Source organism: Achromobacter sp. ESBL13 (assembly GCF_036668755.1).
Classification (GTDB): domain Bacteria; phylum Pseudomonadota; class Gammaproteobacteria; order Burkholderiales; family Burkholderiaceae_B; genus Achromobacter.
This window is the reverse complement of record NZ_JAZEVT010000005.1, coordinates 393,955-410,957: the sequence shown is the minus strand read 5'-3', so window position 1 is coordinate 410,957 and position 17,003 is coordinate 393,955. Positions and strand designations below refer to the sequence as shown.

At 66.7% G+C, this 17,003-nt stretch carries 12 protein-coding genes; 10 read left to right on the top strand and 2 right to left on the bottom strand.

From position 1 onward, the window contains the following. Positions 1 to 9 precede the first annotated feature (9 nt). The 8 genes from V6F88_RS21005 (at position 10) to V6F88_RS20970 (ending at position 11,204) form a co-directional block, all read left to right on the top strand. Entirely contained in the window at positions 10 to 1,305 is a 1,296-nt protein-coding gene (locus V6F88_RS21005; protein WP_332611942.1) for an acetyl-CoA C-acetyltransferase, read from the top strand. Continuing rightward, a complete protein-coding gene (locus tag V6F88_RS21000) occupies positions 1,302 to 3,305 on the top strand; it encodes a 3-hydroxyacyl-CoA dehydrogenase NAD-binding domain-containing protein (protein WP_332611940.1) in 2,004 nt (667 codons plus the stop codon). The genes V6F88_RS21005 and V6F88_RS21000 overlap by 4 nt, the downstream gene beginning before the upstream one ends. A 65-nt stretch (positions 3,306 to 3,370) precedes the next feature. Further along, complete coding sequence (locus V6F88_RS20995) at positions 3,371 to 4,693, top strand: OmpP1/FadL family transporter (protein WP_104144256.1); 1,323 nt, start codon at positions 3,371 to 3,373, stop codon at positions 4,691 to 4,693. Positions 4,694 to 4,749: 56 nt separating this feature from the next. After that, complete coding sequence (locus V6F88_RS20990; protein ID WP_332611938.1) at positions 4,750 to 7,140, top strand: 3-hydroxyacyl-CoA dehydrogenase/enoyl-CoA hydratase family protein; 2,391 nt, start codon at positions 4,750 to 4,752, stop codon at positions 7,138 to 7,140. A gap of 10 nt (positions 7,141 to 7,150) precedes the next feature. Beyond that, positions 7,151 to 8,350, top strand: coding sequence for an acetyl-CoA C-acyltransferase (locus V6F88_RS20985; protein ID WP_332611937.1), 1,200 nt, complete (start codon positions 7,151 to 7,153; stop codon positions 8,348 to 8,350). Between the two features lie 31 nt (positions 8,351 to 8,381). After that, complete coding sequence (locus V6F88_RS20980) at positions 8,382 to 8,927, top strand: PaaI family thioesterase (RefSeq protein ID WP_332612056.1); 546 nt, start codon at positions 8,382 to 8,384, stop codon at positions 8,925 to 8,927. Further along, entirely contained in the window at positions 8,891 to 9,490 is a 600-nt protein-coding gene (locus V6F88_RS20975) for a chalcone isomerase family protein (RefSeq protein ID WP_332611935.1), read from the top strand. Before V6F88_RS20980 ends, V6F88_RS20975 begins: the two co-directional genes overlap by 37 nt. Before the next feature lie 16 nt (positions 9,491 to 9,506). Continuing rightward, positions 9,507 to 11,204 (top strand): AMP-binding protein, encoded by a 1,698-nt coding sequence (locus V6F88_RS20970; protein ID WP_332611933.1) that lies wholly within the window; start codon positions 9,507 to 9,509, stop codon positions 11,202 to 11,204. Positions 11,205 to 11,303: 99 nt separating this feature from the next. On the opposite strand, the gene V6F88_RS20965 is transcribed toward V6F88_RS20970, so the two are convergent. Then, positions 11,304 to 12,872: a sulfatase-like hydrolase/transferase gene (locus tag V6F88_RS20965; protein WP_332611930.1), complete on the bottom strand. Its 1,569-nt coding sequence runs from the start codon at positions 12,870 to 12,872 to the stop codon at positions 11,304 to 11,306. A gap of 9 nt (positions 12,873 to 12,881) precedes the next feature. Continuing rightward, positions 12,882 to 13,856, bottom strand: a complete 975-nt coding sequence (locus tag V6F88_RS20960; protein WP_332611928.1) for a Bug family tripartite tricarboxylate transporter substrate binding protein — start codon at positions 13,854 to 13,856, stop codon at positions 12,882 to 12,884. 181 nt (positions 13,857 to 14,037) lie between these two features. On the opposite strand from V6F88_RS20960, the gene V6F88_RS20955 reads away from it, so the two are divergent. Together V6F88_RS20955 and V6F88_RS20950 are read left to right on the top strand one after the other, a co-directional pair. After that, a complete protein-coding gene (locus tag V6F88_RS20955) occupies positions 14,038 to 14,565 on the top strand; it encodes a MarR family winged helix-turn-helix transcriptional regulator (protein WP_332611926.1) in 528 nt (175 codons plus the stop codon). 267 nt (positions 14,566 to 14,832) lie between these two features. Then, complete coding sequence (locus tag V6F88_RS20950) at positions 14,833 to 16,947, top strand: TonB-dependent siderophore receptor (protein ID WP_442880370.1); 2,115 nt, start codon at positions 14,833 to 14,835, stop codon at positions 16,945 to 16,947. Positions 16,948 to 17,003: the final 56 nt, after the last annotated feature.

Genomic DNA, 17,003 nt, shown 5'->3' with positions numbered 1-17,003 from the left:
AGGAAACCGATGGCATTCAAACCGGTTTACGTCGTTGATGGGGCCCGCACGCCCTTTCTGAAAGCCCGCACCGGCCCCGGCCCGTTTTCGGCCGGAGACCTGGCCCTGCAAGCTGGCCGCGCCCTGCTGCTGCGCCAACCCTACGCCCCCACCGATCTGGACGAAGTCATCATCGGTTGCGCCGCGCCATCGCCCGACGAGGTCAACATCGGCCGCGTGATTGCGCTGCGCCTGGGTTGCGGCAACCACGTGCCCGGATGGACCGTGATGCGCAACTGCGCATCCGGCATGCAGGCCCTGGATTCCGGCATCGCCAATATTCAAACCGGCCGTTCGCAGTTGGTGCTGGCTGGCGGCACCGACGCCTTGTCCCGCGCCCCGCTGCTGTTTTCCGACGACATGGTGCGCTGGCTGTCCGGCTGGTATGCGGCGCGCGGCATCGGCGCCAAGCTGGCCGCGCTGCGCGGCTTCAAGCTGAAGAACCTGGCGCCTGTCATTGGCTTGCTCAAGGGGTTGACCGACCCGGTGGTGGGCCTGTCGATGGGCCAGACGGCAGAAAACGTGGCCACCCGTTTCGGCATCGACCGCGCCGCCATGGACGCTTATGCGGCCGGCAGCCATCAGCGCGTTCTGGCCGCGCGCGCGGCCGGCGCGCTGAACGAGATCACGCCGTTGATCGACAACAAAGGCAAGCTCTACCCCGACGATGACGGCGTGCGTGACGATTCCACGCCCGAAAAACTGGCCAAGCTGCGGCCGGTGTTCGACAAACCGTGGGGCAACATCACGGCGGGCAACAGCTCGCAGGTGACCGACGGCGCGGCCATGCTGGTGCTGGCGTCCGAAGAAGCGGTGGCCAAGTGGAACCTGCGCCCCCTGGGCCGCATCGTGGACAGCCAGTGGGCTGGTCTGGACCCCGCACAAATGGGCCTGGGTCCGGTGCATGCCGCCACGCCCATCCTGCAACGCCATGGCCTGGGCTTGAATGACCTGGACTTGTGGGAAATCAACGAAGCCTTCGCCGCGCAAGTGCTAGGGTGCCTGGCGGCATGGCGTGATGATGCCTATTGCCAAGCGCATTTTGGTACGCCAGCATGGGGGCCGCTGGACCCGACCAAGCTGAACGTGGACGGCGGCGCCATCGCCATCGGCCACCCCGTGGGTGCGTCCGGCGCGCGCATCGTGCTGCATCTGCTTGAAGCGTTGAAGCGCCGTGGCGCCAAGCGCGGCATGGCGGCCATCTGCATCGGCGGCGGCCAAGGCGGTGCCATGCTGGTTGAAACCCTGGACGAGGACCGCCCATGACGACAATGGACACGCTTTCCCACTGGCGCCTGGACCGCGACCCCGACGGCCTGGCCCGCCTGACGTTCGACCGCGCGGGCAGCGCCGTGAACGCGCTGTCGGCCGACACCATGGCGGAACTGGCGGTCGTGCTGGACGCCCTGGACGCCGCGCCGCCGGCCGGCCTGATCATTCAGTCGGGCAAGGCCACCGGTTTCATCGTGGGCGCCGACGTCAATGAATTCGCCAGCCTGGACACGCCCGAACAGGCGCGCGGCCTGATCGCACGGGGTTGGAACCTGTTCAACCGACTGGCCGCCGTGCGCTACCCCACCCTGGCCCTGATCCAGGGCCACTGCCTGGGCGGCGGGCTTGAATTGGCGCTGGCGTGCCGCTACCGCCTGGTCGCCGATCAGCCCGGCACGTCGTTGGCGCTGCCCGAAGTCATGCTGGGCATCTTCCCGGGCTGGGGCGGCATGCTGCGCTTGCCGCAGGTAATCGGCGCGCCCGCCGCGCTGGACATGATGCTGACCGGCCGGGGCGCGGATGCGCGACGCGCCGCCGCGCTGGGCCTGGCCGACGCGCGCGTGCCGCCACGTTTGCTACAGGCCGCCGCGCGCCAGATGGTGCTGTCGAAAAAGCCGCCGCGTCGCGCACGCGGTATCGGCGCCTGGGCCAACCGCTGGCCCTTCAAGGCCCTGGTCGCCAGCCGCGCACGCAAGCAGATCGCCGCCAAGGACCCGCTGGGCCACTACCCCGCCGCCCCCGCGATCGTCACGATATGGGAAAAGCATGGCGGCAACGCCTTGCAGGCGCCTGACCTGATCGACGCCATCATTTCGTCCGACACCGCCCGCAACCTGTTGCGTGTGTTCCGCCTGCAAGAGCGCCTGAAGGCCAACGGCAAGCAGACCGGCGTCACGCCGGCCAGCCATGTGCATGTGGTGGGCGCCGGCACCATGGGCGGCGACATCGCGGCCTGGTGCGCATACAAGGGCTTGACGGTGACGCTGCAAGACCAGGACATGGCGCGCATCGCACCGGCCATCGAGCGCGCCGCCACGCTGTATGCGCGCCGCCTGAAAGACCCGCGCCTGGTTCGCGCCGCGCTGGACCGCCTGATACCCGACCCCACCGGCGGCGGCGTGCCGCGCGCCGACATCATCATTGAAGCCATCAGCGAACAGCCCGAGGCCAAGCGCGCGTTGTACGCGTCGCTGGAACCGCGCATGAAGGCCGATGCGCTGCTGGCCACCAACACGTCCAGCCTGTCGCTGGAAACGCTGCGCAGCGGGCTGGCTCGCCCCGAGCGGCTGGTGGGCATCCACTTTTTCAACCCCGTGGCCAAGATGCCGCTGGTGGAAGTGGTGCATGCCGAGGGCGATTCGGGCGAGGCCACGGCGCGCGCCTGCGCTTTCGTGGGCCAGATCGACAAACTGGCGCTTCCCGTCAAGAGCGCGCCGGGATTCCTCGTCAACGCCGTGCTGGCGCCCTATATGCTGCAAGCCATGCGCAGCGTGGACGACGGCATGGCGCCGGAAACGGTGGATGCCGCCATGGTCGAATTCGGCATGCCGATGGGGCCGCTGGAATTGGCCGACACCGTCGGGCTGGACATCGCCCGCGCGGCAGGCGAGCAACTGGCCGGTGGTGCCGAGCCACCGCGCTGCCTGGCCGAACGCCTGGCGCGTGGTGACCTGGGCAAGAAAAGCGGCAAGGGCTTCTACGCCTGGCGCGACGGCAAGCCGGTCAAGCAAGGCACGGCGGTCAAGTCCGGCGCGGCAAGCCTGGGCGGCGATCACCATGCCACCACCGGCGCCCCCGCCGGGCTGGCGCAGCGCCTGATCCAGCCCTTGGTGGATGCCACCTTGGAACGCGTGCAGTCCGGCGTGGTGGCCGATGCCGACTCGGCCGATGCCGGGGTGATTTTTGGAACGGGGTTCGCGCCTTTCACGGGCGGACCCCTGCATTACCAGGCCAGCCATGCCTGGCGCAGCAGCAAACCGGCTCACGCCGAATAGACCGGGGTCACAAACAGACCGGCAGTGCAAGAAGAGACATACATCCAACTCGAGGAGGCAGTACCATGCGCAGACGTTCATTGTCCCTGAGCACCTTGTCGGCCCTTGTGGTCGGCCTGGGCGCGTCCGCAACGTCCTATGCCGCCGGCTTTCAGCTTTTAGAGCAGAACGCCAGTGGCTTGGGCAACGCTTACGCAGGCTCGGCGGCAAATCCGGAAAACGCCAGCATCATTTACTTCAACCCGGCCGGCATGACCTACCTGCCCGGCGTGAACTTTTCGGGCGGGGTCAACCTCATCAAACCCTCGTTCAAGTTCAAGGACAACGGCAATAGCCGTAATCCCAGCGTTCCCGGCCTGCCCGGTTCAGGGCTGAACGGCTCGGCCCCCACCGGCGGCAATGGTGGTGACGCAGGCAACCTTGGCGTGGTGCCCAACCTGTACGCCTCCTGGCAATTGAACGAGCAGTGGTACATCGGCCTGGGCGTCGGCGCGCCGTTCGGCCTGATGACCGAATACGACGATGGCTGGGTCGGCCAATACCATTCGAACAAATTCGAGATCAAGACGATCAACGTAAACCCGTCGATCGCCTACAAGGTCAACGAAAAGTTCTCGATGGGCTTCGGGCTGAACTGGCAGCACATCGATGCCAACTACAAGAAGAAAACGGTGGTGCCGATTGCGGGCCTGCCGGTCGCCACCAACGGCGACGCCGACCTGAACCTGAAGGGCGACGCTTGGGGCTGGAACGTGGGTTTCATGCTGCAACCCACCGAAGACACGCGCATCGGCCTGTCGTACCGCTCGAAGATCAAGCACACGGCCAAGGGCGACACCGACATCACCAGCATCGGGCCCACCAAGCAATCGGTGTCGTTTGACGCCAAGGCCTCGGTAGACTTGCCCGACACGCTGATCCTCAGCGCCGCCCACCAGCTAAACGAGCGCTGGGAACTGTTGGGCGACGTGTCCTGGACGGGCTGGAGCAGCATCCCCGAGCTGAAGATCCGCAACTCGGGCCCTGGCGCGCGCGATGACGAACTGCCGCTGAACTTCCGCGACACCTGGCGCGTCGCACTGGGCGCGAACTACAAGTTCGCCCCGGACTGGAAGTGGAAGTTCGGCCTGGCGTACGACCAGTCGCCGGTGCATGACAAGGCCGACCGCCCCACCTCCCTGCCCGATAACGACCGCTACTGGTTCTCGACCGGCGTGCAGTGGGCGGCCACCAAGAACACCACGCTGGACCTGGGCTACACCTATCTGTACCTGCGCAAGACGGACATCGACACGACGTCCGGCAGCCAGGCGACCAAGGGCCGCGTAGCGGGCACCTATGACAGCAGCGGCCACATCGTCGGCCTGCAACTGTCGTCCCGCTTCTAGCCTTGCGCGGGTGGGCGGCCCCGCGCCGCCCGCCCGCTTTACACAGGAGAATCCCCTTGAGCAAGTTCGTCGTCAAACACGTTGCCGTCCTGGGCGCCGGCGTCATGGGCGCGCAGATCGCCGCCCACCTGGCCAATGCCGGCGTACCGGTCACCCTGTTCGACCTGGCCGCCCGTGAAGGCGATCGCAACGGCATCGTCAACAAGGCGCTGGCCGGCCTGAAAAAACTGGAACCGGCGCCGCTGGCCGGCCCGGCCCGCCTTGCCCTGATCACCCCCGCGAACTACGACGACCACCTGGACGCGCTGCGCGGCTGCGACCTGGTCATCGAGGCCATTGCCGAACGCATGGACTGGAAGACGGCGCTCTACGAGCGGATCGCTCCGCATGTGTCGCCCGACGCCATCATCGCGTCCAACACGTCCGGCCTGTCTATCGACGCGCTGGCCAATGCCTTGCCCGAAAGCTTGCGCGAGCGCTTCTGCGGCATCCATTTTTTCAATCCGCCCCGCTACATGCGGCTGGTGGAGATCATTGCCACGTCGCATACGCAGCCGGCCGTGCTGGACCAGTTGGAAACCTGGCTGACGTCCACGCTGGGCAAGGGCGTGATCCGCGCGCTGGACACGCCCAACTTCGTGGCCAACCGCATTGGCGTGTTTTCCATCCTGGCCGCCATGCACCACACCGCGCGGCTGGGCCTGGGCTTTGACGAAGTCGACGCGTTGACCGGCCCGAAGATCGGCCGCCCCAAAAGCGCCACCTACCGCACGGCGGACGTGGTTGGCCTGGACACGCTGGCCCACGTGGTCGGCACCATGGAAAAGAACCTGCCCGATGACCCCTGGCACCGCTACTTCGCGCTGCCCGACTGGCTGTCGGCCTTGATTCAAAAGGGCGCGCTGGGTCAGAAGACGGGCGCCGGCGTCTACCGCAAGCAGGGCCGCGACATCCTGGTGCTGGACCTGAAGGCGCAAGACTACGTGCCCAGCGCCGGCAAGCTGGCCGACGAAGTGGCCGCGCTGTTGAAAGAACGCGACCCCGCCAAGCGCTTTGCCGCCCTGCGCGCCAGCGCCCACCCGCAGGCGCAGTTCCTGTGGAGCCTGTTCCGCGACATCTTTCACTACAGCGCCGTGCAGCTTGAACACGTGGCGGACAACGCGCGCGACCTGGACCTGGCCATGCGCTGGGGGTTCGGCTGGTCGCAAGGCCCGTTTGAAACCTGGCAGGCCGCCGGCTGGCAGGCGATTGCCGCCGCCGTGGCGGACGACATCGCCGCCGGCCGCGCCATGAGCAACGCGCCCCTGCCCGCCTGGGTGCGGGAGGCCGACCGCCAGGGCGTGCACGCGCCGCAAGGCTCGTATTCCGCGCGTACCGCCAAGTTGCATCCGCGTTCGTCCTTGCCGGTGTATCGCCGCCAGCTGTTCCCCGAACGCGTATTTGGTGAAGGCCCCGACGACCGTGGCGTCACCGTCTGGGACAACGAAGGCGTGCGCCTGTGGAACCTGCCGGACGTGGACCCGGGCATCGCCATCCTGTCCGTCACCTCAAAGAACCACACGCTGGGCGGTGAAGTCCTGGAAGGCGTGCTGCAAGCCGTCACGCGCGCCGAACGCGATTTCGACGGCCTGGTGATCTGGCACGAACCGCCCTTTGCCGTGGGCGCCAATTTGCAGCAGGTGGTGCAGGCTTGCGCCGAGGGCAAGTTCGACATGCTGGAAGCGATGGTCGAAAAATTCCAACGCGCCTCGCAGTCGTTCAAGTACGCCCGCATACCCACCGTGGCCGCCGTGCAGGGCATGGCGCTGGGCGGGGGCTGCGAATTCCTGATGCATGCCTCGCACCGCGTGCTGGCGCTGGAAAGCTATATCGGGCTGGTGGAAGCGGGTGTCGGATTGATCCCGGCCGGTGGCGGCAGCAAGGAATTCGCGGGTCGCGCCGCCGCGCTGGCGGCCAAGACCGCCACGCCCGGTGAAGTCTTCCCGTACCTGCAACCGGTCTTTCAGACAATCGCCATGGCGCAGGTGGCGAAAAGCGCGCTGGAAGCCATCGACGCCGGGTTCGCGCGCGAGCACGACGTGGTGCTGTTCCATCCCGACGAGCTGCTGTTCGTGGCCATCGGCCAGGCGCGCGCAGCCGCCGAAGCGGGCTACACGCCGCCCCCGCGCCTGTCGAATATTCCGGTAGCGGGCCGCAACGGCATCGCCAACTTCGAGATGGTGCTGGTCAACATGCGTGAAGGCGGCATGATCAGCGCGCACGATTACCGCGTGGCGCGCAGCGCCGCCGTGGCCTTGTGCGGTGGCGAGGTCGAGACCGGCACCAAGGTGGACGAAGAATGGCTGCTGGCGGTCGAGCGCCGCGAATTCGTGGCCCTGTTGCGCACGCCTGAAACCCAGGCCCGCATCCGCCACACGCTGGAAACCGGCAAGCCGTTGCGCAACTGAGGAAACCATCATGACCAAGCAGATTCAAGACGCTTATATCGTCGCCGCCACGCGCCTGCCGGTAGGCAAGCGCAACGGCGCCTACATCACCACGCGCCCCGACGACATGCTGGCCGCCGCGCTGAACGGCGCGCTGGCGCAAGTGCCGGCCCTGGACACCGCGCGCATCGAAGACGTGATTGCCGGCTGCGCCATGCCCGAAGCGGAACAAGGCATGAACGTGGCGCGCATCGGCCTGCTGCTGGCGGGCCTGCCGCACAGCGTGGCGGGCGTCACCGTGAACCGCTTCTGCGCGTCGGGCTTGCAGGCGGTGGCCGACGCCGCCGCGCGCATCCGCATGGGCGAAGCCGACATCATGATCGGAGCGGGCACCGAATCCATGAGCGCAATGCCGCAGATCATGGGCAACAAGGTGTCGATGAACCCCGAGATCTTCGCCCATGACCAGAACATCGGCATGGCGTTCGGCATGGGGCTGACGGGCGAAAAGGTCGCGGAACGCTGGAAGGTGTCGCGCGAAGACCAGGACGCGTTTGCACTGGCCTCGCACCAGAAGGCGTGCGCGGCGATTGCGGCCGGCCATTTCCGCGCCGAGACCACCCCGTATGAAGTGGTGTCGCACCTGCCCGATGGCGCCAGCGGCGCGGTGCGGGTCGTGCGCCGACTGGTCGAGGTGGATGAAGGCCCGCGCCCGGACAGCAGTGCCGAAGCCTTGGCGCGGCTGCGCCCGGTGTTCTCCACGCGCGGCAGCGTCACGGCGGGCAATAGTTCGCAGATGTCCGACGGCGCGGCGGCCGTGGTGCTGGTGTCCGACCGCATCCTGCGCGAATTCAACCTGAACCCGCTGGCGCGCTTCGTCAGCTTCTCGGTCGCCGGCGTGCCGCCCGAAGTGATGGGCATCGGCCCCGTCGCGGCCATCCCCAAGGTGCTGCAACGCGCCGGCATCACGCAGGACGCGCTGGACTGGATTGAACTGAACGAGGCCTTCGCCGCGCAATCGCTGGCCGTGATCCGTGAACTGAAGCTGGACCCGTCCAAGGTCAACCCGCTGGGCGGCGCCATCGCGCTGGGCCACCCTTTGGGCGCCACCGGCGCGATCCGCACGGCGACCATCACGCACGGTCTGCGCCGCACGGGCGGCAAGTACGGGCTGGTCACCATGTGCATCGGCACCGGCATGGGCGCGGCCGGACTGTTCGAAGCGATGTAGGGCCATTGCGGAACCGCCCGGCATGCCCAGCCTGAAGCCCTATTGGCTTAAAAGCCTGTCGCCGCAATGGCGCGCGCGCCTGATGCGGGTGGGCTTCAACCTGCATCCCGCGTTTCGCGCCACCGGCGGCCGCGTGATGTTTGTGTCGCCGGATTTCCTGCACATCCGCATCAAGCTGCCGCTGCTTCGCCGCACGCGCAATATCGTGGGATCGATGTACGGCGGGTCGCTGTTCGCGGTAACGGACGGCGCCCATCCCACGATGCTGATGTCGGCGCTGGGCCCGGATCACATCGTGTGGGACAAGGCCGCCTCGATCCGCTTTCGCAAGCCCGCCTACACCACCCTGTATGTCGATTTCCGGCTGCCGCCCGGGGAAATCGCGGACATCCGCGCCGACCTCGCGCGCGCGCACGAAACCACCCGCGCGTACACGGTGGAATTGAAGGACAAGGACGGCGTGGTGTACGCCGTCGTGGAACGCACGATCTATATCGCCGACAAGAAGTTCTACAAGCGAAAGACCACAGGAGGAGACACATGCAACGTATCCCTGGAGGGCGAGCCACCGCCCTGAGCCTCATTCTGGCCGGCGCGATGGCCAGCCTGATCAGTGCGCCGGCCCTTGCCGCCGACATCGACGTGGCGGGCAAGCGCGTGCCGGAACAGCTGTCCGAAGGCGGCCACGCGCTGGTGCTGAACGGCGCCGGCGTGCGCACGAAAATCGTCGTGAAGGTGTATGTGGCGGCGCTGTACGTCACCACAAAAAGCCACGACGCGGCGGCGCTGATCAACAGCACCGAGCCGCGCCGCATCCGCCTGCAATTGCTGCGCGACGTCGACAGCAAGACTCTTGACGAGGCCTTGCAGGAAGGCCTGCGCGACAATACGCCCAAGGCGGAACTTGCCGCCATGAAGGCGCCGGCCGACCAGCTGACCCGGCTGATGGCCGACATTGGCGCCCTGAAGGAAGGCGACGTGGTCGACCTGGATTTCGACGGCCGGGGCATCACCGGATCGCACAACGGCAAGCAACGCGGCCGCATCGACAGCCCCGACTTCGCGCGTGCGTTGCTGCGCGTCTGGCTGGGCGAGAAGCCGGCGCAGGCCTCCCTGAAAAAAGCCCTGTTGGGCAACTAGGCGGAAATCCAAAAAGATGGAACCTATCTGGCACAAGAGCTACCCCGCCGGCGTCCCCGCGCGAATCGACATGGACGGCGTCACCACGCTGGTCTCGATCGTGCGGGACAGCTGCCGCCGCTACGCGGACAAGACTGCGTACATCAGCATGGGCAGGTCCATCAGCTACGCCGAACTTGACACCCTGACGCGCGACTTCGCCGCCTGGTTGCACGCCCGCGGGCTGGGCCGTGGCGACCGCGTCGCGCTCATGATGCCCAACCTGCTGCAATACCCCGTGTGCCTGTTCGGCGCCTTGCGGGCCGGCTGCGTCGTGGTCAATTGCAACCCGCTCTACACCCCGCACGAACTTGAACATCAATTGGTGGATTCGGGCGCGCGCGCCATCGTGGTGGCCGACAACTTCGCGGCCACGGTGCAAAAGGCGTTACCCAACAGCGCGGTGGAACACGTGCTGGTCACCTCCATCGGCCAGATGCTGGGGCCGGTCAAAGGGCGCTTGGTGGACCTGGTGATCCGCCACGTGAAGCGCATGGTGCCGGCGTGGTCCCTGCCCGGGCACATGCGCCTGGCCGACGCGCTGCTTGCCGGCCGCGCCCAGCCGTTTACCGAAGTGCAGCTGGACCAGCGCGACCTGGCCTGCCTGCAATACACGGGCGGCACGACCGGCGTAGCCAAGGCGGCGATGCTGTCGCACGGCAACCTGGTGGCCAACGTCAGCCAGGCCCACGCCTGGATCAAGCCGTTGGTGAACGATGGCGAGGAATGCATCGTCACGGCCTTGCCGCTGTATCACATCTTTGCACTGACGGCGAACTGCCTGACGTTCATGAAAATCGGCGCCAGCAACCTGCTGATCATCAACCCACGCGACATACCCGGCCTGATCAAAGAGATGGGCAAGGTGCCGTTTTCGGCGTTTACCGGCGTCAATACCTTGTTCAACGCGCTGCTGAACCATCCGGATTTTGCCAAGCTGGATTTTTCTCGCCTGCGCCTGACGATGGGCGGCGGCATGGCGGTGCAACGCGCCGTGGCGGACCGCTGGCGCGCCGTCACAGGCAAGTCGCTGGCGCAGGCCTACGGGCTGACCGAGACGTCGCCCGCCGTCACGGTCAACCCGCTGGACGTCACGACGTTCACCGGGTCCATCGGCCTGCCCGTGCCGTCCACCGAGATCTCGATCCGCAACGACGAAGGCGAAGAACTGGGCGTGGGCGAACCCGGCGAAATCTGCGTGCGCGGGCCACAGGTCACGCAGGGCTATTGGAATCGCCCCGACGAAACGGCGTTGGTGATGTACCCGGACGGCTTCCTGCGCACCGGCGACATCGGCTACGTCGATGAGGACGGCTACGTGTTCCTGATCGACCGCAAGAAAGACATGATCCTGGTGTCGGGTTTCAACGTGTACCCGAACGAGGTCGAGGACGCCGCCGCGCTGCATCCGGGCGTGCGCGAAGTGGCGGCCGTGGGCGTGCCGGACGAACGTTCGGGCGAAGCGGTCAAGTTGTTCGTGATCCGCAAGGACCCCGGGCTGGACGCCGCCACGCTGATCGCACACTGCCGCACGCAGCTGACCGGCTACAAGGTGCCGCGGTACGTGGAATTCCGTGATGACCTGCCACGCTCGAACGTGGGCAAGATCCTGCGGCGGCAACTCAAGCCCGAAACTCCCGCGCCGGCGGAAAAGCAAAGCGCCGGGCACGCCTGAGATCACGCCTGGTCGCGGCCACCGGGGCGGCGCGCGACACGCCCCGCCCTCAGTGCGCGAAGGCGCGCCGCCCCTTACTGCGCAACGCCGCCCCGCCCCTTACCACTGCCCGAAAAACACGCCCGCGCGCTTGTGCGCGTTGGTGGCCTTTTCCACGGCCTCGTCGCTCATGGTGGTGCGGCGCTTGCCGCGCAGCATCCAGTCCAACAAGCGCTGGCGCAGCTCCAGCCGCACGGCGGCGTGTTCGGCGCGGGTGCCCAGGTCCTGGAATTCGCCCGGGTCCGCATGCAGGTCGTACAGTTGTTCGGGCTCGTCCAGCCAGTAAACGTAGCGCCAGCGATCCGTGCGCACCGACCACGCCCGGGCGTTTTGCGGCGTCTTGCCACGCAGGATGCGCGCCTGGCGAAAGCTGTAGTCAAGTTCAGAAAACACGCAGTCGCGCCACGGCGTGGCGGCGTCGCGCCCATGCAGCAGCGTTTGCAGTTCGCGGCCTTCCAGCCGGTGCGCGGGGCCGCGCGTGCCCAGCGCGCGCAGCACGGTCGGCACCACGTCCACGCTTTCCACCATGTCGTCCAGCGCCAGGCCACGCGTGGCGTCGGCCGCCGTCGAGGGGTCCATCACGATGAACGGCACGCGCTGCACGGTGTCGTAGAACAGTTCCTTTTCGCCCAGCCAGTGGTCGCCCAGGAAGTCGCCATGATCGGCGGTGAACACGATCAACGTGTTCTTCATCAGGCCCGCGCCTTCCATGTAGTCGAACAGTCGGCCCAGGTGATCGTCCAGCTGCTGGATCAGCCCCTGGTACGCGGGCCGCACCACGCGCACGCATTCATCGGTGGAAAAACTGATGCTCTCTTCTTGCTGGCGATAGGCGGCCACCACGGGATGCGCGTCGCGCAGTTCTTCACGGTTGCGCAGCACCGGCAGGCACTGGTCGGCGGTATAGCGCCGGTGGTACGGCGCGGGCGCCATGTAGGGCCAGTGCGGCTTCACGTAGCTTAAGTGCAGCACCCAGGGCTGGCTGCCGCGACGCTGCATGAAGTCCAGCGCCTGGTCGGTCATGTAGGCCGTTTCGGAATGTGGCTCGGCCACGCGCGCGGGCAGATGGACGTTGCGCATGTTCCAGCCGCTGGCGATCTGGCCGTTGGCGTCCACGCCCGCAATGACGTAGTCCGTCCAGGGGTCGGCGCTGTCGTAGCCGTGGCGGCGCAGGTACGCCGGGTAGCCACTTTCGTCGCCGGGCGGGTGGTGGCCGTCGTAGCGGTCCAGTTCGTGAAAGCCGCCCCGCGTCAGCAGCACACCCAGCTCGGAGGCGCCATCGATGCTTAGCCGTTCCATGCCGGCCTTGTCAGGGATGATGTGCGTCTTGCCCGCCAGCGCCAGGTCGCGCCCCTGCCCGGTCAGGTATTCACCCAGCGTGATCTCGTTGATGGACAGCGGCACGCGGTTCCAGGTTGCGCCATGCGTCGACGGATAGCGGCCCGTGTAGTAGCTCATGCGAGACGGGCCGCACACGCCGGAATTCACGAAGGCGCGGTCAAAGCGCACGCCGCGCCGGGCCAGGGCGTCCAGGTTCGACGTTTGCAGATAGGGGTGGCCATAGCAGCCCAGGTGATCGGCGCGCAGCTGATCCGCCATGATGAACAACACGTTTTGCACGGGACTCATCGCCGCCCCTTATTGCGTCGCCGTGAAGCCGGATTCGCGTACAACCGGCTCCCACTGCTTGCGATAGGCGGCCAACGCATCGGCGGTGGCGCGTGCGTCCAGCGAGACCGGTTCCAGGAATACGGCGCGCACCGCCTGCTGCATGGCGGGCTCGCGCAGGATGGCGGCGATGTCGGCGCCCAGCCGCTTGACCTTCGCCTCGGGCATCGCGGCCGGCGCGAAGAACGCGTTCCAGCCGTCGGCCGCCAGGTTCACGCCGCCTTCGCGAAAGGTGGGCACATCGTTCAAGTCAGGGTCGCGCGTCTCGCCGGACGTCGCCAGGATGCGGATCTTGCCGGCGCGATGCTGCGGCAACAAGGTGTCCAGCGTGTCGATCCCTTGCGGCAGGATGCCGCCGATCAGTTCCGAGATCAGCGGGGCTGAACCCCGGTAGCCGACCACCTCGGGCTCCTGCCCGATTTCACGGCCCAGCATCAGCGCAAAAAAGTGCGGCAGGCTGCCGGTGGCGGGCACGCCCACGGTGAATTGCTTGGGATTGGCGCGCAGCCATAACCGCAGCGCGGCCACGTCCTGGATGGGCGAGGACGCGGGCACGGCCAGCGCGAACTTATATTCGCTGACCAGGGACACGGGCTTGAAATCGCGCTGGGCGTCGTAGCCAGGCTGCGCGTAGACCAGCGGCGCCACCACCATCACGGCGGGGTTGGCCAGCATCAACGCATTCTGCGTGGCGGGCGCGGCGTGCAGGCCTTGCGCGGCAATGCGGCCACCGGCGCCCGTCTTGTTTTCCACGACGACGGGCACGCCCACGCGGTCTTTCAGGCGGTCGGCCACCAGCCGCGCGATGCGATCGGAACTGCCCCCGGGCGGATAGCCCACCACAAGGGTCAACGCGCCATCCAGCGGCGCCTGCTGCGCACAGGCCGGCGACACGGCCCCCACCAACGCGGCAGCCAAGGCCGCCCCCGTCGTCCATTTACGCATGGTGTTCTCCTGTCGACAGTGGCCCGCCGTCGGTTATGTTCTGTCTGCCTGGCCGAATACCCAAATAAGCAGATTGACTGTAGCAACGGGGTCATTGCTTGATCTAATCCAGGACTTTCCATAACGATATGCAGACGCAACGCGCTGGGCGCGGCATGCGCTGCGGCAAGGAGGAGACGCCATGCCAACCCGCCCCAACCCCGCACCGCCGCCGCAATTGGCCGACATGCTTATGTATCGGCTGTATCAGGCGTGGGCGCAGTCCAACCCGGTGTTTGTGCGCCTGTGCGAAGGCCGCTTCGGCATCACGCGGCGCGAGTGGCGCATCCTGGCCTGCGCCATCGAAGGCGGCATCATGAGTTCGGCGGAATTGGCCGCCGCGGCCAAGCTGGACCTGGCCCGCACGTCGCGCACGCTGGGCACGCTATGCGACAAGGGATGGCTGCGGCGCCTGCACGACAGCACTGACCGCCGGGTTGTGCTGGTTGAAGCCACGGCCGAGGGGCTGGCGCGATACCGGGCGCTGCTGCCCGAAGTGTCGCGGCTGAATGCACTGCTGGTGCAGGACTTGAGCGACGATGAAGTGGCGCAACTGCGCGACTTTCTGGGCCGCATCGAACAGCGCGGCCGGCAGATGGGGCAAGACAATATCGTGGCCGACAAGGCCAGCCGCCGCGAAGGCGGAACGCGCCGCGCCCAGTACGCGTAACGCGCTGGGTGTCGTTTGAGGCCAACAGCGCGGCGCTGACGCCGGCCCGCGTGCCGATTGCCATTGGCCGTGCCCCCGCCCCCGCCAAGTTCTTGAAAACACGGAAATTTGCGCCACCACCGATCGTTGCGCGGCCGATTCTTGCAGGGCTTTTTTACATCTGGGATGGCCAGCGCGCCTAGGCGCACGATGCCAACGCAATTAATAATACTTATCGTTGCTATTTCCATATGTAATCAGCGGCCGCAGCGCCGTAGGGGACTTGACTTGAAACGCCATCCAACCCGGACCGCCCTGCGCACGCGGCCGCAAACCCTGTTGCCCGCCGCTGCGCTGGCCGCCTGCCTGGGCGCCTCGGCACACGCGCAGACCGCCGAACCCCCCACCGTATTACCCGCCGTGCAGGTCACCGGCACGGGCGAAACCGCAACCGGGCCCGTGGACGGCTACGTCGCCACGCAGAGCGCCACGGGCACCAAGACGGACACGCCGCTGTCCGAAACACCGCAAGCCATCACCGTCATTCCGCGCGGCCAGATCGTGGACCAGGGCGCACTGAACGTGCAGGACGCCATGAACTACGCCGCGGGCGTGCGGCCCAACGCGTACGGCGTGGACAACCGCGCCGACTATGTCCGGATTCGGGGCACGGAACCGGCGCAATACCTGGACGGCCTGCGCCAGTTCTTCAGCTTCAACAACCCGCGCACCGAGGTCTATGGCCTGGAGCGCGTTGAAGTGCTGCGCGGCCCCGCGTCCATGCTGTACGGACAGGGCAGCACGGGCGGCATCGTCAACCTGGTCAGCAAGCGCCCGCAAGCCGAGGCCCAGCGCGAAATCGGCGTGGTGATCGGCAATGACGGCCGCCGCGAAATCCAGACGGACCTGACGGGACCGCTGACCGAAGACGGCCAATGGCTGTACCGCGTGGTGGGCGTGGGACGCGACAGCGATACCCAGGTGCAATACGCGCCCGACGACCGCCTGATGCTGGCGCCGTCGCTGACCTGGCGGCCCAGCGCCGCCACGTCGTTGACCTTGCAGGCGCTGTGGCAAAAGGACAAGTCCGGCACGACGCAATCGTTCCTGCCCTGGAGCGGCTCGGTACAAGAGAACCCCAACGGCCGCATCCCGACCCGCCGGTTCGTCAGCGAACCGGGCTTTGACGCCTACGACACCGAGCAATTCAGCGTGGGCTGGCTGTTCGAACACCAGTTCAACGACACGTGGAAATTCCGCCAGAATTTCCGCAACACCGTCAGCCGCGTCGACTACCAGTCGCTGTACCCGAACGTGTATGGCGAACGGCGCGGCGATTCCTACATCGACGCCGCCCAAACCACCACCGACCGCTTCTTCTACGTCAACAAGCCGCGCATGCGCACGCTGCTGGCCGACCAGAACATCGAAGGCAAACTGAACTGGGGCCGCACCGAGCACACCGTCATCTTCGGCATGGATTATTCGCGCTATCGCGAAACCGGCGAGACCGCCTCGGGCCTGGGCGCGCCGCTGAACCTGTACCACCCCGTTTATGGCAACCGACCGGAATATGAACTGTCGGACACGCCCAAGCAGAAGCAGCAGCAGCTGGGCTTTTATGCGCAGGACCAGATCAAATTCGACCAGAACTGGATCGTCCTGGCGGGCATACGCCGCGACCGCGCCGACAACCGCATCGATGGCCAGGACAAGGAAACCGACTACGCCACCACCAAGCGCTTCGGGTTGATGTACGCGGCCGACAACGGCTGGTCGCCTTACCTGAGCTACAGCGAATCGTTCACGCCCATTGCCGGGTCCAACTTCTACAACGAACGCTACAAGCCGATGCGCGGCAAGCAGGTCGAAGCGGGCATCAAGTACATGCCCAAGGACGCCGACATCGAGTTCACCGCCGCCGCCTACGACCTGCGCGAAAAGAACCGGCAAACCAACGACCCTGAAAATCCCAACAACCAGCTCCAGGCCGGCAAGACGCGCACGCGCGGCGTGGAATTGGAATTGCGCGGCCGCGTCACCAAAGACGTGGACGTCATCGCCAACTACATCTACACGGATCTGGATCCGCAGCTGGAAGGCCTGCCCAAGCACATGGCGTCATTATGGGGCAAGTATCGCTTCGCGCTGGCCGGCCAGCCCGGCTTCGCGGTGGGCGCGGGCGTACGCTACCTGACGGCGTTCCGCGACGGCGGCGCACCGGAAACGCCCGCCGTCACCTTGTTCGACGCCATGGTCAGCTACGACAACGGCCCGTGGCGCTATGCCCTGAACGTCAACAACATTGCCGACCGCACCTATGAAGTGGTCTGCCTGGACCGAGGCGACTGCTTCTACGGCGCGCGCCGCACGGTGATGTTGAGCGGGGCGTACCGCTTCTGACGCAAGGTTCGCCGCGGTGCCGGCATTTTGGCTAAAACCTCCAGGACGGGGGTCCT

Coding starts and splice junctions, on each gene's coding strand:
- V6F88_RS21005 (WP_332611942.1), top strand. CDS start 10: ATGGCATTCAAACCGGTTTACGTCGTTGATGGGGCCCGCACGCCCTTT.
- V6F88_RS21000 (WP_332611940.1), top strand. CDS start 1,302: ATGACGACAATGGACACGCTTTCCCACTGGCGCCTGGACCGCGACCCC.
- V6F88_RS20995 (WP_104144256.1), top strand. CDS start 3,371: ATGCGCAGACGTTCATTGTCCCTGAGCACCTTGTCGGCCCTTGTGGTC.
- V6F88_RS20985 (WP_332611937.1), top strand. CDS start 7,151: ATGACCAAGCAGATTCAAGACGCTTATATCGTCGCCGCCACGCGCCTG.
- V6F88_RS20975 (WP_332611935.1), top strand. CDS start 8,891: ATGCAACGTATCCCTGGAGGGCGAGCCACCGCCCTGAGCCTCATTCTG.
- V6F88_RS20970 (WP_332611933.1), top strand. CDS start 9,507: ATGGAACCTATCTGGCACAAGAGCTACCCCGCCGGCGTCCCCGCGCGA.
- V6F88_RS20965 (WP_332611930.1), bottom strand. CDS start 12,872: ATGAGTCCCGTGCAAAACGTGTTGTTCATCATGGCGGATCAGCTGCGC.
- V6F88_RS20960 (WP_332611928.1), bottom strand. CDS start 13,856: ATGCGTAAATGGACGACGGGGGCGGCCTTGGCTGCCGCGTTGGTGGGG.
- V6F88_RS20955 (WP_332611926.1), top strand. CDS start 14,038: ATGCCAACCCGCCCCAACCCCGCACCGCCGCCGCAATTGGCCGACATG.